Below are 21,841 nucleotides of genomic sequence, written 5' to 3'. Positions count from 1 at the left end.
TAGGCGATCTCGGCGACGAAGTCTGCTCGATCAGCCGACCTGTGAAGGAAATCGGATGAATCACTCCCCCGACGCGCTGCCGTCACGCACGCCCGAGCTGGTGACCACGGACGCCGACGATCCCCAGGTCGTCGAGCAGCAGGTCCTCGAGGAGTACACCAACCACGTGGTCCCGCCCAGTGCGCGGATCGTCCGGCGGAAGGTGTTCGGAAGCTGGTCCTCGATCATCAGCGCGATGGCCTTCGTCTACTACGGAGCACTGGCCGCCAGCATGGCCGGAGTCGGGCAAGCCGTCGTCGGGCTGGTGGTCGCGGTGGCGATCTTCGGCCTGTTCGGCGGGCTGAGCAGTTCGGTCGCCATCAAGTGGGGACTGAACTCGACCTTGCTCTCCCGGGAGATCTTCGGGCACAAGGCGGCGGCGATCACCCCGCTGCTGGTAGGGCTTGGCGCCGTCTACTACGCCGTGTTCGAGAGCAGCATGCTCGCCGTCGCCTTGCAGTCGTACTTCCGGTTCTGGGATATCCGCGTCTGGTACGCGATCGTGGTGGCGGGCATGCTTCCCCTGATGCTCGGCGGGATGCAGACCTGGCTGAGCAAGCTCAACGTGCTCTCACTGCCCGTGTACTTCTTCGGGCTCATCGCCGCCGTGGTGGTGGCCGGGCTGCGGTTCGGGTGGCAGGGCGACTGGTCGACGTTCGAAGCGGGTGCCCATGCTGGCGGCGCGGTCCCGGGCTGGCTTACCGTTGTGGTGCTGTACTTGGGAATTTTCATCCTCTTCCCTGAAACCCAGGACGCGGCCCGGTTCGGCCGACCGCAGGACAGCAGGTTCCACGTGCACGTCACCTTCGGGTGGGTGTTCTACCTGGTCGCGTATCTCTTCAGCGGGATCGTGGGAATCCTGGTGGTCGGCCTGACCGCGGCGAAGGAGAACATCAGCGAGGCCGGCGTGGTCACCGGCATCACGCTGTCGCTCGGCCTCGTCGGGCTGCTGGTGATCGTCGTCAGCCAGGTCCGGATCAACTCAGCGAACTTCTACTTCGCCAGCATCAACTTCGAGCGGTTCGTGGCGCATTTCTCCCGGCACAACCTTTCCCGGCGAATCTGGGTGCTAGTACTGGCCGCGCTCGTGCTGGCGCTCATGTTCACCGACGTGTTCAGCTACATCGCGCTGGCCCTGGCGTGGCAGGCGGTGCTGATGGTGTCCTTCATGGGGATCACCGCAGTGCACTGGGTGTTCCACCGCGGACGGACCCCGGAGTTCCGTCCGGCACGGCTCAGGGCGGTCGCCCCTGCCTTCGCGATCTGGATGGTCTCCGCCGGGACCGGCATCGCGCTGCTGGAGATGCCTGAGCAGTTCCCGGTGCTATCCCCTCTCGCGCCGCTCGTGTCGTTGGTGGTCTCGTCGTTGCTCTACGGCATGGTGCACGCTGCAGGCCCGACCGCGCGACGGCCACGGGCCACCACTGACGTCCGTTCCGCGGTGCAGGACCCCTGGCAGGTGCGCATCCGGTGCGAGAGCTGCCGACTGTCCTATGTGGCCTTCGAGACGGATCTGGACTCCACCGGCCGTCCGTTGTGCTTGCAGTGCCAGTCACTCGCGGCGGACGGGGTGTCGTGATGGGCACTCTGCTTCACGCCCAGGCGCTCGACGAGGTGGTGCGCCGCGGAATGGCTTGCGCCGAAGTACGATCCGTAGCCTGCTGTGTGGCTGTGGTGGACGCGGGCGGCAACTTGCTGGCCTTCCTGGCGCACGAGGCGGCCTGCTCGCGGCCGGGGACCTCGCCAGGCCAAGGCCTACACGGCGCTGGCAGTGCGGACCTCGACCGCGTCGCTCGCCGATCTGGTTCTGCCCGGCGAGCCGTTCTACGGCTTGAACACCTCGGTCGCGGGCCGGCCACTGGTCAGCTTCGCCGGTGGTCAGTTGCTGGGTAGCCCCGCCGTCGGGGCGGTCGGCGACTCGGACGGAACCTTGGACGAGGACGAAGAAATTTCCCGGGCGACTGCCACTCTTTGAGCTCCATATCGGACATTCCGGGACTCCATCCGCATCGGGAAAGGATGACGATGACCGAAGAATCTTCACCGGCTCCACCCGACCTGGCCGATGTGCTGATCATCGGAGCCGGGGCCGCGGGCGGCGTGGCCGCGCTGGAGCTCGTCCGGGCCGGCTTCTCGGTGGTCTGCCTCGAGCGGGGAGACTGGACGCGCAGGGCCGACTTCCTCGGCGCCACCCCGAGCTGGGAACTCGGCAGCCAGCGCCTGTGGCATCCGAATCCCAACGTCCGCAAGGGCACGGCCGACTATCAGGTCGACGTGGCGGAGTCCGACGTGAACCCGTTGATGTACAACGGCGTCGGCGGCAGCACGATCCTCTACGGGGCCCAGTGGATGCGGATGCTGCCGTCCGACTTCCGGGTCCGCTCGTTCGACGGGGTCGCCGACGACTGGCCACTGTCCTATGAGGACCTGGAGCCTTACTACGATCGGGTCGACCTCGCCGTCGGCGCCTCCGGGCTGGCAGGCGATCCCGCCTATCCCGAAACGACCCCCTATCCCCTGCCTCCGCTACCGATGGGCCGGATCGGCGCCCGGGCGGCGGCGGGCATGAACCGGCTCGGCTGGCACTGGTGGCCGGGAACCAACGCGATCGCGTCCCGGCCGCGCAACGGGCAGGAGGCGTGCGTGCGCCGGGGCACCTGCCAGACCGGGTGCCCGGAGGGCGCCAAGGCCAGCTTCGACATCACGCACTGGCGGCCCGCCGTGGCCGCGGGGGTGCACCTGGTGACCGGAGCCCGGGTCGCCGAGATCACCGTGGACGAACGCGGCCTCGCCGACGGCGCGGTGTACCTGGATCGGAACGGAACCCCACGCCGGCAGCGGGCCGAAGTGGTCATCCTCGCCGCGAACGGTGTCGGCACGCCGCGGCTGCTGGAAATGTCCACGTCCGCCCGGTTCCCGGGCGGGCTGGCCAACTCCTCTGGCCTCGTCGGCAGACGGCTGATGATCCATCCCTACGCGGCGGTCAACGGCACCTATGACGAGGAACTGGAAAGCTGGCTCGGACCGGCCGGGCAGTCGATCGTGTCGATGCAGTTCTACGAGACCGACCCGGCTCGCGGATTCGTCCGCGGCGGGAAATGGCAGGTGATGCCTGCCGGCGGGCCGCTGGGACACCGGTCCGGCTACACCGGGCGGCCGGACGACGCCGGCGACGACACCGATCCACTCGCGCCGTGGGGCACGGCTTTCCACACCGAAACCGCCCGGCGGTTCGGGCAGTCCTTCGAGTGGGGCGTGATCGCGGAAGACCTTCCCGATGCCGCGAACCGGGTCACCCTCAGCGATGACCTGACCGATCGGGACGGTTTCGCCGCGCCCAAGATCGTGTACCGCACCTCCGAGAACACCCGGCGGCTACTCGACTTCCACCTGGACCGCTTGCGCGAGGCGCACCTGGCGGCAGGCGCGATCGCCACGCAGGACACCCCGCTGATGCGGGACTGCGGCTGGCACCTGCTCGGCACGGCCACCATGGGCGCCGACCCGGCGACCTTCGTGGTGGACCCGTGGGGCCGCGCGCACGACGTACCCAACCTCTACCTCATGGACATTGCTGGCGGCATCCGCGCCACTCGCCATCGAGGGCCCCCGACAACGGCCTCAATCCCGGGATCATCGTGCACCCGCGGCCGCTCGACTCCGACCTGCGCGTCTCCCCCACTCGCGGTTGCTGTACGAGATGACGCAGGGCGAGATCATCACGGACGGCTGGCGTTCCACCGAGGTCCGGGATGCGCTGGACCTGTGCCTGTCCTGCAAGGGATGCAGCTCCGACTGCCCGGTCGGGGTCGACGTCGCCGCCTACAAATCCGAGTTCCTGCACCACCACTACCGGGGTCGGCTGCGTCCCGCGTCCCACTATTCGATGGGCTGGCTGCCCGTGCTGTCCCGGGTCGCCGCACGGATGCCACGGCTGGTCAACGCCGTCACGGCCTCCCGGATCGCCCCGCTGCTCAAGCGCGTCGGCGGGATCGCGGAAGAGCGGGCCATTCCGCAATTCGCCGAACAGACGTTCCGTCGGTGGTTCGCCGACCGCATCCCGAGCGGCGACGGGTCCCGCGGGCCGGTCCTGCTGTGGGTCGACACGTTCAACAACCACTTCAGCCTTGAGGTGCTCCGGGCGGGTGTCCACGTGCTGGAGGATGCCGGGTACCGGGTCGAAGTGCCCGAGGGAACTCAGTGCTGCGGGCTGACCTGGCTCACGACCGGCCAGCTCGGGGTCGCGCGCCGGGTCGCCGCACGCACCACCCGTGCGCTGCGGGAGCACGTGAAGCGCGGCACCCGCATGGTCGGGCTCGAACCCAGCTGTACCGCCGCGTTGCGGGCCGACCTGCCCGAGCTGCTCGATGCCGACCCGATCGCCCGCGGCCTCTCCGAACTGACCAGCACGTTCGCCGAGCTGGAAACCGCCGCGGATCACCATAGCGTCGATCTCGCAAACCCACTGCCACCAGCACGCCACCGCCGGGGTCGACGCGGATTCGGCGCTGCTGGAGGCGGCGGGGCCGACAACCAAGTCCTCGACTCCGGGTGCTGCGGGCTGGCCGGGAACTTCGGCTTCGAGCGGGGCCATTACGAGGCCTCCCGCGCCACGGGCGAAGCCGTGCTGCTGCCCGCGGTCCGAGGGGCTCCCTCGGACACCGTGGTGCTCGCCGACGGCTTCAGCTGCCGCACACAAATCGCCCAGGCCACTCCACGACGCGCCGTACACCTCGCCGAACTACTCGCCGCCCACCTGCCCACCCCTGTCCCGAAGGAAGAGCTGACATGACCAACGCACTGGACCTCGTCGACGAGTGGGGCCCGGAGAAGATCGTCGTCGTTTCCCACCGCCGCACCGGGATGAAAGGGGTGCTGGTCGTCGACAACACCGCCCGGGGCGTCGGCAAGGGCGGCACCCGGATGGCCCCCGGCGTGTCCGTCACCGAGGTTGCTCGCCTGGCCCGCAACATGACCTGGAAGTGGGCCGCGGTGGACCTGTTCTACGGCGGCGCCAAAGCCGGTATCGTGGCCGACCCGAACGCACCGGACAAGGAGGCGATCCTGCGTGCGTTTGCCCGCGCCCTGCACAACGAGGTTCCGCGGGAGTACGTGTTCGGGCTCGACATGGGCTTGACCGAGAACGACGCCGCGATCATCCAGGACGAGCTCGGCGACCGGGGCGCCGCCGTCGGCACCCCGGCGCAGCTCGGTGGCATCGCCTACGACCAGCTCGGCGTCACCGGGTTCGGCGTCGCCGAGGCAGCCGACGCCGGAGCCCAAGCCGTCGGGCGCCCGCTGTCCGGTTCGCGGGTCGTGATCCAGGGCTATGGCGCGGTCGGGCGTGCCGCGGCGGAACGATTCGCCGCGCTCGGAGCCACTGTCGTGGCGGTGTCGACGGCCCATGGTGCCCGGTACAACCCGGCCGGCTTCGACGTCGCCAACCTGAGCCGCGCCCGCGACGAGCACAGCGATGCGTTCGTCACCCGCTTCGGCAGCGGCACCCACCTGCCCTCTGGACAGGAACTGCTGCTCGACTGCGACGTGCTGGTGCCCGCCGCGCTGCAGGACGTGATCGACGAGCACGTCGCCGAACGGCTCAAGGCCGGGCTCGTCGTCGAAGGCGCGAACCTGCCGACTTCACGGGCGGCACAGGCAGTGCTCGCGGCACGCGGCATCACCGTGATCCCAGACTTCGTCGCCAACGCAGGCGGGGTCATCGCAGCTGCTTTCGCGATGGACGCCCGCCATTCCGGTTTCCGGCCCGCCACCGAGAAAGTCTTCACCACCATCGCGGACAAGCTGCGGGCCAACACGCGCACCGTGCTCGATGAAGCGGCGGCCCAGCAGCTCACCCCGCACCAGGCCGGAAGGCAGCTCGCCGAGGACCGCGTCCGTGCAGCGATGAGGAGCAAGAGCCGGATCCCGGACTGAGCGAGAACACCACAGTGGACAAGGCAGCTACGCCAGGTGGTGGGGACTGTCCGCAGGACGTCGTATGTCTTGACCATGGAAGAGCGAGCAGTGATTATCATGACCACTTCCATCATGGACAACCCGTGAGCCGTCGACCGTTATAGGTGAGAACGCCGTCGTTGCGGTGGATAAGCAGCTGATCGCCGAGCTCACCTTCCCTGCCAAGGCTGGCGGGGTGGGCCTGGCCCGGAGCATGGGCTGCTTCAGCATCTGACCAAGGCGCTGCTGAAGTCCGCGCTCGCGCTGAGCTAACCGACCGCCTGGACAATGCTCGTGCGGTGAAGTAGCCACCGTAGGAGTGCCCGGTGATCCCCACCCGGTCGAGATCCAGCTGCGGGTACCGCACCTTCAACGCCGTGATGGCAGCGACGTGATCGGCCAGTCCACGCCGGGGGGTCGGTGCCCCGCCGCGTCCACTGCCGAAAGGACTTGGCGCGCCCCGGGGTGCCGCGGCCGTCCAGCACCACGGTGGCGAAGCCGAGTGCCGCATACGCACTGGTGGGACCGGTCGGGCGGGCCACGATCTCGCTGCCCAGGAACGCGCTGGGGTTCCGGCACACCTGGAAACCGGCGTAGATCAGGTCGATGACCGGGACGCTGCCGGGGTCGGCCGGCTGCTCCGGGAGCGTGATCGCACCCCAGATGTCGGTCTCGCCGTCGGCGCCCTTGACCTGGAAGACCTCCGGTATCCGGTACCCGGCGGCCAGCAAGCCGGCGACATCGGTCTGTTCCAGGATGTGCAGGGTCCGGCCGTCGCTGCTGTCCCGAAGCAGGATGTGCGGCGGCTGGGTCGCAGTCGACTGGTGATCCACGAAGACCCGGCCGCTCGGGCTGAACGGGTCCACCGGCCCGCGGAGGTCGTCGAAGATCACGGCGGCGAACTGTGGGGCGGCCGCCGCCAGCCTGTGGTCTGCGCGCTCCGGGGTGAGCAGAGTCCGCCCGCTGCCGTCGAGGGCTGCCCGGTAGACCTTCCGCCAGTACGGGTTGTCACCGTCGTCGCCGCAGCAGGCGGTGAAGTACACCTGCCGTCCCCCGCGGTCGATCCGGAGAATGTCGCGCACGACGAGGTTTCCGCTGGTGATGCGGTTCCTGCAGGATCCGGTCGCGAGGTCGTACCGGTACAGGTGGCCCCAGCCGTCGCGCTGGGAGAACCAGATCACTTCGCCGGATTCCGGCAGAACCCGCACCAACGGCAGCCCGTACTGGAAGGTATTCGGCTCGTAGACCTCTTCGTCGGTCTCCGTCAGCACGACGCGGCGGGCCCCGGTGGCGACGTCGATCTCCAGCAGGGAAGCGGTCCGATCGCCCTGCAGATGCGCCAAGACGTAGACCACGCATTCGTCCGCACTCCAGGTGAGTGCCTCGATTCCCTGGGCCCCCAGGGAATCCGCGATCTCGTTCCCCACATGGACGGTCGTCGTGCGCCCGGTCGCGAGGTCGGCGACACCGACCGCAACCCCACACCGAAGATCTCCGCGACCTCGGCCTGACTCTGCCCAGCCTCGACCGCAGCGACCACCCGCCGCCGCAGATCCTCCTGCGACGACGGGGAAAGCCACCGAGCACCAACCACCGCCACCTTCACACCATAACCAACGACCACGCCACATTTGAGTTATGGATCAATAGATGCAGAACGGCTGGCGCGAACAAGGTGGGGATTTGGGTCCGGGGGGCACGAACGCACATTCGGAGAGCTGGGGAGAAAACAAGGCATCATGCCCGTAGTTGCCCCATCTGGGTGATTCTTGGACGGATTGTCGTACGCGTGCAGCAAATCGGCATCGTTGAGCACATCTATCAATGACAGCGACGATGGAAAGGCAGCAGCGTGCCCGGAGCGAGCGATGACCCGAAACCCGAGGTCACTCCAGAAAGTCCTGCTGCGCAACCGCTCGACTACGAGCAGTACTTTCGCAGGTACGAGAACCGGCTGGCTGGCTTCGCGCGCCGCAACGCGGACAACCCCCAGCAAGGAGAGGACGCGCTGCAGGAGGCCATGATCGACGCGTACGAGCAGTGGCCCGAGGTGTCGATCATGGATTGCCCGTGGGGATGGGTGGTCAGGGTGACCAGACACAAGCTCTACGGCCTGCGTCGGCAGCGCGAAGACCCGGCGCCCGTTGCCGACGGCGCGGTCCGGGACTCTGCGGAGAAGCTGGCGGAAAAAACGGAGGTCTGGGCCGCGGTGAGCGAACTCCCTCCCCGGCAGCGCGAGATCGTCACGATGCGGTTCGAGTTCGACCTGGAGATCGATGAGATCGCGGGGGAGCTCAACATCAAGGAGTCGACCGTGCGCAGCAACCTGTCCCGGGCCACCCAGCGGCTCAAGGCCACGTTGACGGCCGCGCGAAAAGAGGACGAACGGTGAATCTCGAGAAGATCTTCTCCGACCACCGTGACGCCACAGCTCCGCCACCCGACGACGACCTCGCCGTACGGCGTTGGATGGCCCAGATCGAATCCGGGTACCGGCGCAGGTCCGAGGTTCCCGACGTAGGAGCCATGGCTCGCGCGGAGCTCGAACTCTTCATGAACGCCGAACGCGCGTTGGTCGCGGGACGAGCGGCGGAGAAGTCTGGAGACATTGATGAAGCCATCGCGCAGTTCATGGTGGCCGCAGAGCAGGGGGTCGGTGACTCCCTGCTCCTTCTGGCGGGTGCGCTGACCCGTACGAGGCAGTACGTCAGGGCTTTGGAGTGGTGCGAGCTCGCCGCCAGCGAGGGGTTCGACGAGGCTGTTGACCTGGCTGCCCGGTGTCGCGCTGCACTGGGCCTGCCCGCCCCTGCGGTCGCAAGGCCGCTCCCCTCAGCACCCGAGCCCGTTCCGGCGGAACCCGCACCGGAGAGGATCCCAGGCCGGGTTAGTGGCACGACCGCCAGCGCCGACCTCGGTCTGACACGCAGGCTCAAGGCCCTCGCCTGCACGGTCCCCCTGCACGAACTCGACTACCACAAGGCGAAGCTGGACTGGGTCGACGCATCCGTCTACCAGATGGCAGAGATCGCGATGCACACAATCGACCAGGTCACCATCGCGATGGACTTCGACACCGGGGCAGCGCACGACGCAGTGCAGGAGCGGGTGACCCCGTTTGTCACCGCCCAGGCGCCCGACCGGGGCGTCGAGGAACATCGCCGCGTCGCCCGCTGGGTGCTGGAGAAGCTGATCAACGTCGGCACGGTCGGCCGGGTGTTCCACCACGTCTACGGTGAGATCGGCGTCGACGGCGACTACCGGCGTCTCACCTTCGATTTCAAGCTCGTGCGCGAGGTCCCGGGGGCGCGTGGCGCGATCTACCTGCGGACGACCGACGAGGCAATCAACGTCCTCGTGGGCGCGCTCGACACTGACGTCGAGTCCGCGCAGGTAGCCGCCGAGGTGAAGCTGGAGAACCTGATCATCCGCGGTCATCTGGCGGACGCTCGGGTAGCCGCTGAGCAGGCCCGCTACCGCACAGTTCAGTACGGGGAGATGTTGCGGTACAAGCTCGACGCCACCCGCCGCGACCTCCGCGTCGTGGACTGGGAACACGAATTGCCGGACATGCTGGACAAGGCGCTCAGTCACATCGAGGAACGCTTCAAGGTCGAGCACGCCATCCTGCACCACATCACCCGAGCACGCGACGAGTCCGACGATCCGGACCACAAGCGCAGGGCCGCCGAGCTCGTGACCATCGTGGCAGACTGCATCCGGCGGCACACCCAGCTGCAGAGCCGCATCCAGTCCGCGCGCGCCGTCTTCCGCGAGGAGCAGGACCGCCAGCGCTTCTCTGGTTCACCGCAGCGTGCCGCGCTGGACCTGCACGGGCAGCTGCTCAAGCCGGCGCTCGCGCTGCCGGTCATGGACGCGGCGGTCCCGCTGGAGCAGTTTTTCCGCGCTGCCTCGGGCGTGGAGAACCCGGATGTACCGACCTTGCCTTCCCTGGTGTCCATGCTGCTCCGCCCGGCCATCGACCGAGACCGGACCGCCGGTCCGGTGGTCGTCCTGGACCTGGACGAGACCCGGGATGACACGAGGTTCACGGACAAGCACAAGAAGCTGGCGGACGCTCTGCTGGATCTGCCGAGTCAGGTCCGTACGCTCAGCACGCTCCTGCAGGAGGCCGCGGACCTCGACGACGACCTTCCGGTGCTCGTCGCGTTGCGCGCAACCAACGCGTACAACCCCGCGATCAGTACCGCGATGCTCAAGAACAAGTCCCACGTGCTGGTCGCGGTTCCGGCGAGCCGTCTCATCGAGTCGCCAGACAGGGCAGCGGGCGACGACCTGCTCCTCACCACCGCCGAGATCGTGGTGCCCGCAGAAGACCAGAACGCCGTGCACGAGGAGTCCGCGTGAACAAGATCGACATTACCGACGCCGAGCAGGCGGCGCAGTTGGTCTCGCTGGGGTTGCGAACCAGGCAGGTCCCCAGTAGGGACGCCGCCTATCGAAGTCTGGTCGACCGGTACCAGCGCGACGACCTGTTCGCTGCGGCGGTCGACGCGATCGCTACGGGTCTGGGGCTCGTCGTGCTGGACGTGACCGCTGTCAGCGGGATCGTGCTGGCAGCCCAGACCGGATCGGTCTTCGAGATCAAGATGGACGACTACGCACGCCAGGCGAAGCTGCGGGAGCGGAGGGACACCGAGAAGGTCCTGCACGGCATCGCACACCTCGCCATCGCGGCGCTGGCCTTCCCCCGCCCGGACGACCTGGCCAACGACCAGTACGTGGGACGTGTGTCGGTCGAGTCAGTGGACCTCGTCGTTCGGGAGACGTGCCGCGTGCTGAAGGAACGGGCCATGGCCGAGACGGGCAACACCGATCCTTCCGCCGAGGCTCCGGAGCTTGAACAAGCCTGGCGTGCCTACGACAAGCGTCACGAGGTGGCGTCCACGAAGGACAACAGGAACAACAGTGACAGCACGCGGGGCATGGTGCGGCGAGCCCTCAGATGGCTCGCCGAGCGCGGGCTCGTGCAGGCTGTCGGCGAGGAGTCCGACGAGACCTTCCGGCCCACCAGCCGCTATCAGATCCAGGTCCGTCAGCTCGCCTCGCAGGCAGCATTCCGCGAGCTGCTCGATCTCGGCGTGGTGCCGCGGATCGCCGTTGACCGCGAAACCACCGCCCCCGCCGCACCGACGATCTGAGCCGAGGAACTTGTTCCACATGTATGAACTCTCGAAGATCAGGCTGTACTCCGTGGGGCCCACGGGTGCCCGCTACGAGGACGTCACGATCGATCTGTCCGACGTGGGCCTGCCGGTCCGCGACCAGCAACTGGTGCTCGGCGGCCAGGAACTGCGACGCCCGTCTCCTGCCTCGATCCTATTCCTGGAGAACGGCGGCGGGAAGTCCGTGCTGATCAAGCTGATCTTCTCGGTGATGCTGCCGGGCAAGCGTCAGGTGGTCGGCACGTCCAGCACGAAGGTCTTGGAGAACTTCGTCGGCCGCGACGACGTGGCGCACGTCGTACTGGAGTGGATGCACACCAGGACAGGACGTCTGCTGCTCACGGGCAAGGTATCGGACTGGCGCGGTCGCAGTCCCCAGTCCGGCGAGAGCAGTCTCGTCGAACTCTGGTACAGCCTGCGCCCGAACAGCACCGTCGGCATCGCCTCGCTGCCGTTCGCGGAGGACGGCACCAACCTGGTCGCGAAGGAGTTTCGCTCGCGACTCGATGATCTCGCGGAGGCCGACCCGACGCTGGAGCTGGACTGGGCGGACAAGCAGTGGAAGTGGACGGCGCGGCTCGGCGATCTCGGGCTGGACTCCGAGCTGTTCCGCTACCAGCGAGCCATGAACGCCGGAGAGGGAGAAGCGGCCGACGCGTTCACGTTCACGACCGACGAGGCGTTCGTCGACTTCCTGCTCAAGGCGGTGCTCCCCGCCGGAGACCAGGAAGACCTCGCCGAGTCCATCGCGGGGCACGCCGAGAAGCTGGCTAAGCGCAGCGATCTGGAGAAGGAGCGCACGTTCGTCGAAGAGGTGCTCGGGCACCTCGGCCCACTTCATGAGCAACGAGCGGCCACGACGCGAGCACAAAGCGAGGCTACCTCCGCGGCGGACGAGCTATCCGGATTCGTCGCGAGACTGGTCTCGAGGGTGAGGCATGAAACTGCACTGCTGAAGCAGCGGCGGAGGCACATCAGTGCCATGGCCGAGGCGACGTCGGACGCGGAACGCACCCTCAACCGTGCCAAGGACGTCCGCACCGCGCTCGAATATCGTACGGCTGAGCTGCGAGTGGCCGCCGCGCATGCGGCACAGGAGAACGCGGCTGAGGTAGAAGCCGCCGCTCAACGCGTGGTTCAGGGATGGGCCGCCACGCGCAAGCTCCTCGACCACGACGCTGCGGACGAGAACGCTGCCACGCTGCGGAGGGTGGTCGCCCAGCGACAAGACGCCGCGCAGGTCGCGCTGGAGGCGCGCAACGAGAAAGCGCGCGCGGTGGCGAGAGCGCTCCTCGTCACCGTGGACACCGCACTCGACGAGGCCCGGCAGGAGGACGCCGCTCTCGTGGGGTTGCGGCAGTCCGTGGACACCACCGAGGAATCCTGGCGATCGGCCGTCGACAGCAGTGCACAGGCCACCGCGCTCGCGGCACAGCGAGAAGAGTCCGCGTCCGGTGTGGACAATGAAGTCCAGACTGCCGTGAAGGCGGGTTTGGTCAGATCAGCAGCCTCTCTCCCGCAGGAAGCGGCGGCACTCGCGGACCAGGTGAGGGCGGACTCGGCCGCGATCGAGGAGACCGACAACCGTCTGGCTGGCCTCGACACCGAGGTGGAGAGTGCCAGGATGGAGCTGGTCGAGGCGAGGCAGATCGAGACAGACGCACGCGGCTGCTACGAGACCGCACAGACGTCGCTGCAAAGAGCAGAAGCCGCTGCCGCCGCGCTTGCCGGCGAGCCGCGTCTGGTCGAACTGCTCGACACGGATGACGTCATGCTCGAGTACGACGCCGAGACGCTGCTCGAACAGCTGGCGAAGGCACAGGACGACATCGACCGTCGGCGTACCGCGCTGAGAGTCGCGGACGCCGCAGACGAACCGGCACGGCTGCTGTGGGCGGACGATCCCGACGCCCTTCTCCTCCCTCACCACGAGGTCACGCACATCCGGAACCTGCTGGAGTCGGATGGAATCGCGTGCGGAACCGGATGGGACTACCTCTCGGACCGGTCCGACAACGAGGTCCGCGCCGAACTCGTGCGGCACCTGCCCCACCTGGCGGGTGGGGTGCTGGTCAACAAACCCGAGCACCTGGACCGTGCCCGTGAGGTGCTCGTCGAGCATGAGTACCGTCCCACGGGGACCGTCGTAGTAGCCACACCCCACTCGTTCGATGTGGCCGTGGACGCGGACTTCGATCTCTCCCTGTCCTCGGCCGCGGGCTTCATCGCGCCGCCCAGTCCGGCGCTGTACGACCGCGAGGCGGCGAAAGCGGAGTGCGCTCGCATCACTGAAGAGCACGCGGAACGCGCGGTCCAACTCTCCAAACTGGACGCTGTCTACAGCACCGACCGAAATCTCGCGGCCAGGCTGGTCGCCTGGCGCGCCGAGTACCCCGCGGGCACCTTGGCCGCGCTCGCGGACGTGGTCGCCACGGCCGAGACGGCATTGCGAGAAGCAGGCAAGTCCGTCGCCCATAGGCAGGTCGTGCTCGGCAATGCGATCAAGGGGCGAGACGAACTCAAGCTTCGGCTCGCGGACATGCGTCAAGCACTCGACACTGCCAGAGAACGCTCCCGCCGCCTTACCGAACTGGCGGGCAAGGTCCGCGATGCCATGACCTGGCGGCAAGAAGCCAGGCAAGCGAGAGGCCGCGCTGACGAGGAGAAGGCCCGGGCCGAGACGTTCGCCCTTGTCCTCACCCAGCTGCGTGAGGACATCGCGGCCGGTCAGCGAAGGGCTGATTCCCAGCGGGCGTTGGCCGCGAGGACGAGCGAGGAGATCGACGAGCTTCCCGGAGGCGCGGCTGCCGATCGTGAGGATCCGGTGCCCGATCAACCGGTCGCCGTGCTGCGCAAGGTACTTCAGCAAGCACAGCGCGTCTACGACCAGGCTGCCGTCGGTGACGATCAGCTCAAAGACCTGCGTCAGGCCGAAGCCAAGGCCGGTGAGACCCGTCTGGCGTGGGAACAGGAAGCGCCCGAGGTCCGTCAGGCCGCGCAGCACCTGCTCAGTTCCACGGATGGTGCGGACGCCGCCTCCAGAGCAGCTGCGTCCACCTTGGCAAGCTCCCATCTCCGGTCGGCCGTGCAGGCGCTTCATACCGCGAATGAGGAGCACACGACCTGCAAGGTTCGACTGGAGCAACTGCCGAAACTGCCTGTTTCCCTCGACCTGTCACAGCAACCACGAGACGTGCCACACGGCGCACAGCTGTCCGCCGAAGCAGCCGCGTCGGCCGAAGAAGCGGCTGCGGCGCATCAAGCTCATCTTGCCGACCTCGACCGGGCACGCGGCGAGCTGGCGGCGGCCACGGTGCTGGCCGACTCCTTCAAGACGATCGCGGAGACCCACAACGCCTCCGTGGACGATCAGCCCGGCGTGCACCTCGCCGATGTCGAGCCGTTCGGTGGCGACGTCGAGTCGGCGCGTGAGCGGTACGGCGAACTTCGTCGTACCGAGGCAAGGATGTCCAAAGCCGCGCAGGCCGCGCAGCGTCTGCTGATCTCGCGCGCTGAACAACTCGAACTCTGTGTCGCGGACAGCAGGTTCGAGACACTGGTGATCCCGATCCGCGTCCAGATTCGCGGGGTGGCGTCCTCCGCCCTGGGCGCCCACGCCGAGGAATGGATCGATCAGCTGCGCCCGCGTTTGAGGTCGCTGATCGATGACCTGGAACAGATCGGCCGTCACCGAGACGCCATCCTCGAACGGATGAAGGCCATTGTGGACGGAGCGTTCCTGAGGCTGCGTGCGGCTCAGCGGCTGTCCAAGCTGCCTGCCGGACTCGGTGACTGGACCGCCAAGGAGTTCCTGCGCATCGGCGGCAAGCCCGTCGAGGGAGACCTGCTCGTCCACCAACTGGGCCAGGTTCTCGACGACGCGGTCGAGCGGTACAAGTCTTCGTCAGGGAAAGTCGATGGGCTGGCGGTGGTGCTGCGGGCTGTGCGGGCAGCCGTGCCCAAAGGCTTCAAGGTAACGATGCTGAAGCCGGACGCAGTGCTACGGGCCGAGCGGGTCGGGATCTCCGAGGTACGCGACGTGTTCTCCGGCGGCCAGCACCTCACCGCAGCGATCATCCTCTACTGCACGCTCGCCGCGCTGCGCTCGAACGATCAGGGCAAGACACGCCATCACCACTCGGGAGTTCTGTTCCTGGACAACCCCATCGGCAGGGCCTCGGCGACCTACCTGCTCGACCTGCAACTCGGCGTCGCCGCAGCCCTCGGCGTCCAGCTTGTCTACACCACAGGCCTGTACGAGGAAGAAGCGCTCGGCGGCTTCCCACTCATCGTCCGGCTGCGCAACGACGCCGCGGTGCGCGCCGACCGGAAGTACCTGTCGGTGCACGACCGGATCGTTGCGGAGCTCGATTCCCTTGCTCCGCCGGACGACACCGGCGTTCTCACCTCCATCAGGACAGTTCTCCCGAGGCGGCGGCGTGACGAAACGGATTGAGCGGCTCGCGGACGATCTTTACCAGGAGCTCGTGGCGTGGGCCACGACCAGGGACTGGGCAGGCACCACACGCAGGGACGTACCGATCGACGACGTACGCCGATGCTTCCACGCTGTCTACCAGCGCAGGGAAGAAGACAGCGGCATCACGGTCATGATCCGGGACAGTCTGGCCGTGCTGATCGAGCATGAGCGGATCGTCCCGGTGAAAGCGACCGATCACGAAACGATCGCGCTTCCCCGCAAGATCAAGCTGATCCCCACCATCTCTCCGACGTCGAAAGCCGTTCCCGCGATGCCGCGATGGCATCGGCTGCTGTACGACCTGGAGGACGTGTGGCTAGCAGCAGGGCCCAGACAGCGCGCCTGCTATATAGCGATCAACACATGGCTGCTGAGCAACCCCGACCGCACGACTCTCGTTCCGTTGCGGGAGCGCGCTCTGGAGATCTTCAGCGCCTCCGGTGACGAGGAGTCCTTCCCTTCGCCGGAGAAAGCGCTGGACGAAGTGCGCAAGGGGCCGTTGTTCGGCGACCAGGAACGGTTGCTCGACTTGCTTCACGCCACGGCGACACCCCCGCCGCTGCTCAGCAAGCAGCTGCTGGAAGAACTGACCGAGAACCACCTGAAGCGCGTCGGCGACGGTGATCTGCTGCTGGTGGTCGAGAACAGCGCGACGTGGTGGTCGATCGTGAAAGCCCTACCGGCACAGCACAATGTCGGCCACGTCGCCTGGGGGCTGGGCGGGAGCTTCATCTCGTCGATCCGATCGATCACCGAGAACCGCGAGATCCGTCGGATCCGCTATTTCGGAGACGTCGATCTTTCCGGCCTGCGGATCCCGACGTCAGCCAAGCGCACGGCTCGCGCGTTCGGACTCCCCCCGGTCTGGCCCGCGAAGCATCTCTACGCCGAGCTGTTCACCGTCGGGCAAAGTTGGCGAGCCGGCGACAAGGCCGTGAGCGAGGACCGCGCGGTCGAGCTGTCCGGCTGGCTACCCGAAGAGCACCACGAAGTCGCAGCACGTCTGCTCGCACAGGGGCGCCGCATCGCCCAGGAGTGGGTTGGATACCAGCGCCTGAGTCGCACGGAGAGCTGGCACGCCGACCTCGTCTGACCAGAGAAATCAGAACCGCAGTCCTGAGAACGAGAACAAGAGATCAAGATCAGCTGACTCCGCCTCGAGAACTTCCAGTCGTTCGGTCCCGAGGCGACCACCATCACACTGGACGAACGCATTATTAATAACGTCCTCGGCCCGAACGGGTCCTGCATCGGACCATGTCTGGAAGCCTCAGAGGCTTCCCGAAGAACCTCAGTTGGTCAACCGTCCCCACCGGGCTCGTCGACGGACGCCCGGTCGGAGTGCAATTGATCGGGCCGATGTTCCGAGAGGAAGCGGTATTCGACGCGGCACAGGCCGTCGAGAACGCCCACGGCACGCTGACTCCCATCGAGCCCCGAGGTGTGAAGCCATGACGGCGGCCATCTGCTCGAAGATCCCAATCGACTGGTCGGCCGCTCCGTCTGACGGTCCGGGTTTCAGCCGGGCTGGTTCGGGTCAGGGCGCTCGTCGGCTGCCGCCGCGAGGTTGATCGCGCGAATGTCCGCCGGTGGCAGCCACTGGCGTTCGGGGTCGAACGGCCGGAGGCGCGAGGTGACGTGGTCGATCAGCCGGGGCAGCACGGGGTGGCGGTTGTCCCGCTTCCACAGCACGGAGTGCAGGTAGACGGGTGTCGGATCGACGATGGGGATCTGGATGATCTTCGGGTGCCACGGGACCTGCAGCAGTTCGCCACTGAAGGTGAAGCGGTCCTCTGATGTCGGCCCATTCGCTGCCGGGTTCGTTGGTCGGCATCCAGGCGATCGAGTCCCGGAGGTGCGGCAACCGCACCTAGCGCCGGTCGGCGAGGGGGTGTGCGCGGCCGACGAGGATGTGGAGGGGACCGAGATAGACGGGAAGGTGCTTGATGCTCGGATCGAGCTCGCCCACCACCCGAGCGACGGTGACGTCGATCGAACCGCTGGTCAGCGCGGTCGACTACGCCGCTCGAGCCGGCCGGTTCCTGCCCCGCCTCGGACGACTCGGCACTCCAGTCGCACAACCGCGTTGACAAGGCCGCCGGGCAAGCGAGGCTACGGACGCATCCGCGAAGACGTGCGGCCGGCTCAAGCGGTGCAGGCGACGGCCGGGATGATCGCCAGCGAGGATTCCGCCGAGGAAGGACAGGGTGGCGTAGCTGCTGGCTGCAACGACGAGACCCGAGGCTATACCGCCATCGGCCCCGGAGATCGCGACGGCGACGTCCACCGCGCCTTGGGTTTTCGCGCGGGTGGCCAGCGGCACGGTGTCGGTGGTGATCGCGCTGCCGCTGCTGGTCTACTTCGCCGTCATGTGGGCCGGGTCGTTCGCACTGGGCAAGGCCATCGGCCTGAACTGCGAACGCTCCGCGACGCTGTCGTTCACGGCCGCGGGCAACAACTTCGAACTCGCCATCGCCGTGGCCATCGCCCCCTTCGGCGTCACCAACGGCCAAGCCCTAGCCGGTGTCGTCAGCCCCCTCAACGAGGTCCCGGTACTGGTCGGCTTGGTCTACGTCTCGCTGGCCGCGCGCCGCTGGTACGCCAGCTCCTCCACATCGGAGGCCAGTCATGTCCGCACCACCAGCTAGCCACCGCGACGCAGCGGATTACCGGCCGACCAACGCTGAGATCGACGCGCTGAACCAAGGAGCCACCGTGTCTTCCACTCCCGAGGCCCTGTTCGTCTGCGTGCACAACGCTGGCCGCTCGCAGATGGCCGCCGCCTTGCTGCACCACCACGCTCAGGGGCGGGTGACCGTCCGCTCGGCCGGATCAGCACCCGCCGCCACGATCAACCCCGCCGTCATCGAGGCCATGGACGAACTCGGCATCGATCTGTCCCAGGAGTTCCCGAAGAAGCTCACCACCGACGCCGTCGAAGCTGCCGACGTGGTAATCACCATGGGTTGCGGGGACGCCTGCCCCGTCTTCCCCGGAAAGCGCTACCTCGACTGGAAACTCACCGACCCAGCAGGCAAGTCCGTCGATGACTTCCGTCTGATCCGCGACGACATCGACCGTCGAGTCCGCGCACTGCTGGCCGAACTCACCGCGAAGGCAGCTCAGTAAGCAACCTCCTGGCCGCCGAGGTCCGCGGAAACATCTTTAACCCCGAACACCAAACCCAGTGCGTTGTGTCCGCGAAAGACCTGGCCACCTCACACTGGTGCAGTGCGAGGTGGCCCGCGGAGTCAGACACCTCGGCATGCAACAGCCATGACCGGCTGCCCCTGCCTGATCTCTTCCCCCTTTCTCTGCCATCGCCCACCCCATATCACAACCGCCCATCAGCAGCCCTGGAACACAGGGGCATAGGCCTGATGCGCCCTTCAACACCCAAGTAGCAGATGTCGCACTCGGCGCCGCAGGCGGTAACGGCCGCTCCGCCAGCGCACTTACCGAGGGCGACAGTCGCAACTGGTCAGTCGTCTTTCGCTGCACGGTAGGCGAGGCAGTGCGCGCAGATCATGTCATCAGGGGTTGGGGTTGTTCGCCCGCAATAGCCGCAAGACCCGGTTCGCTCGGTGGTGATGAATCCGCAGTCGAAACAGATCTGCGTGAGGTAGCTGTTGGGGTCTTCGCGGGTGGCGACATCAACAAAGGATTCCGTGTCACAGTCTGGACACAAGGCGATGGACCACCCGCTTTTGCCCTGGACTGCCAGATGCCGCGATTCGCCGAGTATCTCCGAGACATACTCCTCCGCCGTGGCCCATCCGGACACCTGGTTCCAGTAACGACCGCAGAACCGACACCGCGACGACTCGTATCCAGGCTCGAACGTCCAGGCCAGTTGTCGGCACTCTGGGCAGTGGATGACGATGCTTTCCCAAGCATCCAGCTCTGGCGCCAGTCGCGCAAGGCGGGCCTGCGTGACCGCGGCGATTTCGTTGAGAGCACGGCGCGCGAGGTCTTCCGCTTTCTTGAGAGCATTAACTTCGTGCTCCGGAGCATCCGGCACCAGATACTTAAGGATGAACTGAGACAGGATCTCGAGCGCCCGGGCCGCTTTGGTGTTGACGATCTCATGCTTGCTGGTTGGCCCGAAGTGCTGGAGCTTGTTGCGTTCAGTGTTCAGCGATTCGAGTGCCTGCTTATCGGGCTTACTCAGGCGTATGTCGGCCACTGCGTCGAGGCGTTGGAGCGCGGCATTGAGCGTCACACTCCGGAAATTTCCCTGGCGGAGTTTATTCTCGTCCGCGCTGTACGGGTCCTCAAAGATGTGCTCGATGCCCTCCCGTTGAAGCCGCACCTTCACCAAGATTTCGATGGCCGCCTGCAGATGAAGCACCGCGTACTTAAGGCTCTGAGGATCATGCGAGACCAGCAAGTGGGCAATCGCACTATCCAGGAAGTCGACGCCGTTGACCACCGGGCCGAAGGCCAGATCCTCATCAGCAACGCGTACCGGTACTTCGTTGGGCTCAACGGAACTCATGCTTGTTGATCCCGTTTACAACCGACATCGTTACACAGCCCCGTACGCCATCAATGTCAAGCGGCCGGACTGCAGTCGATGGTCCAGTCCCGGCCAAGACAAACGATCACCAACCCGTTCCTGCGGAGGTAATCGGCCATGTCCGCGTCGTCGCCGGTGACTCCAGCCAGACGCACCCGGAGAGCGTCGAGTAGGTGGTCTTCCCGGACGTAAGTGCTCTTCATGCCCGATACCTGGGTGCGGGCGCTGGTGTGGCCGTGGCGGCACCGGTAGCCGGGGCGGTTGTGCACCCAGTGCGAGGCGAAGCGCCGGTCGCATACCCCGCACCTGATCAGCCCCGACAACACGTAGGTCCGGGTGTCTCCGTCCTGGCTTCGGCGGGCGGCACGCATGCCCTGCACGGCTCGGAACGTCGCCTCGTCGACCAGTGCGGGATGTGCGGGTGCCTTCGACACCGCCCACTCCCGCTCATCCACCCGGCCTCCGGCACCGCCGGCGCGGCGAGCATCGCGGTGGCTACGGGAGGTGCTGTGCCGGTTCCACACCTGATGCCCTGTGTAGCGCGGATTCTCCAGAATTTCCCCGACCGTTCGCGTGATCCATTCCTGTCCTGAGCGGTGCAGGTTGCGTGCCGGGTCGGCGCCGGACGGGCAGGGCACTCCGCGCTCGTTGAGTTCGCGTGCGATGCCGGCGATGCTGCGTCCCGCGGCGCGCTGCTGGAAGATCCACCGCACCCATCGGGCTTTCGCCGGGTCCGGCTCCAGTTGGTGGAGTCGGCGGCCCCACCGGGCGTGCACAGCGTTGGGGTGTGGTCCGGCATCCACCAGCCGGTACCCGTACGGTGGTCGGCCGCCCAGAAACCGGCCCTGGGTGCAGACCTGCGTGCGCATCGCCGCCAGCACCCGGTGCCGCGCCCGCAGCACCTCCCGCCGCGACTGCGAATCCAGCAACAACATCAACGCCTGATGCGCCGGATCCTCGAGATCCAGCCGCCCGCCGGCCTCCGGCAACCACACCTGCACGCCCACCTCGGCCAGAGCAGTCATCACCGTCCGGAATTGATCCCCGTAGAAGGCGCGCTCGTACTCGCCGATGACCACGGCATCAAAACCACGGTCGGCACGCTCAGCGGCAGCCAGCAGGGCCGCGGCCGAGGGCCGCTTGGTCCAGGACCACCGACGTGAACAGCCCTCGTCGAAGTACTCGGCCACGATCACCCCGTGGTCGGCGATGGTCTCCTCCGCGACTTCCAGCTGCCAGCCCCGTGATGTTGCACGATCCTGGAACTCCGTGGTCGACATCCGGCCGTAGAAGGCGAACCGCACCAGCGACCCGCAGTCGGCGCTTCCCCGAGCCCGCCGTCTGCACCTGCCATGCTCAGCTGGCCCTGCTTGGTCCCGTCTCACTGTCCCGGCCACCATCACGCACCCCGCATCCCAAACCGCCGATAAAGCAGTTCTGGAACGCCGGGGCATCGCCCTGATGACGCCGGACACCCCCAGCACCACCCGAACAGCCGCACAGCGTAAGCCGCGCGGTTCCGCAGCGCGCCGAGACACGACCGCGCCACACTGGGAAACTCACGTCCCCGCCGGGGAGCACGAACGCACACAGCGGCTGAAACCGATCGGGCCAAATATCAGCAAACCAACCTGGATCTTTGGACAGCGGGATTCCGACCGCGCT

14 protein-coding genes and 3 pseudogenes are annotated in these 21,841 nt (G+C 67.0%); 12 read left to right on the top strand and 5 right to left on the bottom strand.

Going from position 1 to position 21,841, the window contains the following annotated elements:
- Positions 1 to 55: 55 nt before the first annotated feature.
- The 5 genes from AC07FN_RS13685 to AC07FN_RS13665 all read left to right on the top strand — a co-directional run bounded on the left by AC07FN_RS13685 (position 56) and on the right by AC07FN_RS13665 (position 5,973).
- Positions 56 to 1,618 carry a purine-cytosine permease family protein gene (locus AC07FN_RS13685; RefSeq protein ID WP_478395909.1) on the top strand — a complete coding sequence of 521 codons (1,563 nt, stop codon included), beginning with the start codon at positions 56 to 58 and terminating at the stop codon, positions 1,616 to 1,618.
- Positions 1,619 to 1,702: 84 nt separating this feature from the next.
- Positions 1,703 to 2,014: a GlcG/HbpS family heme-binding protein gene (locus tag AC07FN_RS13680; RefSeq protein WP_478395908.1), complete on the top strand. Its 312-nt coding sequence runs from the start codon at positions 1,703 to 1,705 to the stop codon at positions 2,012 to 2,014.
- Positions 2,015 to 2,064: 50 nt separating this feature from the next.
- Complete coding sequence (locus tag AC07FN_RS13675; RefSeq protein ID WP_478395907.1) at positions 2,065 to 4,170, top strand: GMC family oxidoreductase N-terminal domain-containing protein; 2,106 nt, start codon at positions 2,065 to 2,067, stop codon at positions 4,168 to 4,170.
- A gap of 22 nt (positions 4,171 to 4,192) precedes the next feature.
- Entirely contained in the window at positions 4,193 to 4,831 is a 639-nt protein-coding gene (locus tag AC07FN_RS13670; protein WP_478395906.1) for a heterodisulfide reductase-related iron-sulfur binding cluster, read from the top strand.
- The gene (locus tag AC07FN_RS13665; protein WP_478395905.1) at positions 4,828 to 5,973 is read left to right on the top strand and encodes a Glu/Leu/Phe/Val family dehydrogenase; all 1,146 of its coding nucleotides are present in this window, start codon (positions 4,828 to 4,830) and stop codon (positions 5,971 to 5,973) included. The genes AC07FN_RS13670 and AC07FN_RS13665 overlap by 4 nt, the downstream gene beginning before the upstream one ends.
- Positions 5,974 to 6,331: 358 nt before the next feature.
- On the opposite strand, the pseudogene AC07FN_RS13660 reads toward AC07FN_RS13665, so the two are convergent.
- Positions 6,332 to 6,505: pseudogene (locus tag AC07FN_RS13660) on the bottom strand (hypothetical protein); the annotation flags it as partial.
- 367 nt (positions 6,506 to 6,872) lie between these two features.
- Positions 6,873 to 7,625, bottom strand: a pseudogene (locus AC07FN_RS13655) (DPP IV N-terminal domain-containing protein); the annotation flags it as partial.
- Positions 7,626 to 7,846: 221 nt separating this feature from the next.
- Between AC07FN_RS13655 and AC07FN_RS13650 the strand changes: the two are divergent.
- The 5 genes from AC07FN_RS13650 (at position 7,847) to AC07FN_RS13630 (ending at position 16,750) form a co-directional block, all read left to right on the top strand.
- The gene (locus AC07FN_RS13650) at positions 7,847 to 8,386 is read left to right on the top strand and encodes an RNA polymerase sigma factor (RefSeq protein ID WP_478395904.1); all 540 of its coding nucleotides are present in this window, start codon (positions 7,847 to 7,849) and stop codon (positions 8,384 to 8,386) included.
- A gap of 479 nt (positions 8,387 to 8,865) precedes the next feature.
- Positions 8,866 to 10,359, top strand: coding sequence for a hypothetical protein (locus AC07FN_RS13645; protein WP_478396012.1), 1,494 nt, complete (start codon positions 8,866 to 8,868; stop codon positions 10,357 to 10,359).
- The gene (locus AC07FN_RS13640) at positions 10,356 to 11,153 is read left to right on the top strand and encodes a hypothetical protein (protein WP_478395903.1); all 798 of its coding nucleotides are present in this window, start codon (positions 10,356 to 10,358) and stop codon (positions 11,151 to 11,153) included. Before AC07FN_RS13645 ends, AC07FN_RS13640 begins: the two co-directional genes overlap by 4 nt.
- 19 nt (positions 11,154 to 11,172) lie before the next feature.
- Positions 11,173 to 15,633 (top strand): coiled-coil domain-containing protein, encoded by a 4,461-nt coding sequence (locus AC07FN_RS13635; RefSeq protein WP_478395902.1) that lies wholly within the window; start codon positions 11,173 to 11,175, stop codon positions 15,631 to 15,633.
- Positions 15,617 to 16,750 carry a Wadjet anti-phage system protein JetD domain-containing protein gene (locus AC07FN_RS13630; RefSeq protein WP_478395901.1) on the top strand — a complete coding sequence of 378 codons (1,134 nt, stop codon included), beginning with the start codon at positions 15,617 to 15,619 and terminating at the stop codon, positions 16,748 to 16,750. Before AC07FN_RS13635 ends, AC07FN_RS13630 begins: the two co-directional genes overlap by 17 nt.
- 425 nt (positions 16,751 to 17,175) lie before the next feature.
- On the opposite strand, the gene AC07FN_RS13625 is transcribed toward AC07FN_RS13630, so the two are convergent.
- On the bottom strand, positions 17,176 to 17,349 hold the full coding sequence (locus tag AC07FN_RS13625) for a hypothetical protein (RefSeq protein ID WP_478395900.1): 174 nt from the start codon (positions 17,347 to 17,349) through the stop codon (positions 17,176 to 17,178).
- Positions 17,350 to 17,993: 644 nt separating this feature from the next.
- Here AC07FN_RS13625 and AC07FN_RS13620 point away from each other — a divergent pair.
- Positions 17,994 to 18,305, top strand: a pseudogene (locus AC07FN_RS13620) (arsenic resistance protein); the annotation flags it as partial.
- A gap of 67 nt (positions 18,306 to 18,372) precedes the next feature.
- Positions 18,373 to 18,786 carry an arsenate reductase ArsC gene (locus AC07FN_RS13615; RefSeq protein WP_478395899.1) on the top strand — a complete coding sequence of 138 codons (414 nt, stop codon included), beginning with the start codon at positions 18,373 to 18,375 and terminating at the stop codon, positions 18,784 to 18,786.
- A 352-nt stretch (positions 18,787 to 19,138) separates the two neighbouring features.
- On the opposite strand, the gene AC07FN_RS13610 is transcribed toward AC07FN_RS13615, so the two are convergent.
- Both AC07FN_RS13610 and AC07FN_RS13605 read right to left on the bottom strand, forming a co-directional pair.
- Positions 19,139 to 20,155 carry a hypothetical protein gene (locus tag AC07FN_RS13610; RefSeq protein ID WP_478395898.1) on the bottom strand — a complete coding sequence of 339 codons (1,017 nt, stop codon included), beginning with the start codon at positions 20,153 to 20,155 and terminating at the stop codon, positions 19,139 to 19,141.
- A 56-nt stretch (positions 20,156 to 20,211) separates the two neighbouring features.
- Positions 20,212 to 21,480, bottom strand: coding sequence for a recombinase family protein (locus AC07FN_RS13605; protein WP_478395897.1), 1,269 nt, complete (start codon positions 21,478 to 21,480; stop codon positions 20,212 to 20,214).
- Positions 21,481 to 21,841: the final 361 nt, after the last annotated feature.

This window comes from Saccharopolyspora sp. NPDC045941 (assembly GCF_056431445.1).
Note: the sequence above shows the minus strand (reverse complement) of the source record. Positions and strands in the feature narration are given on the sequence as shown.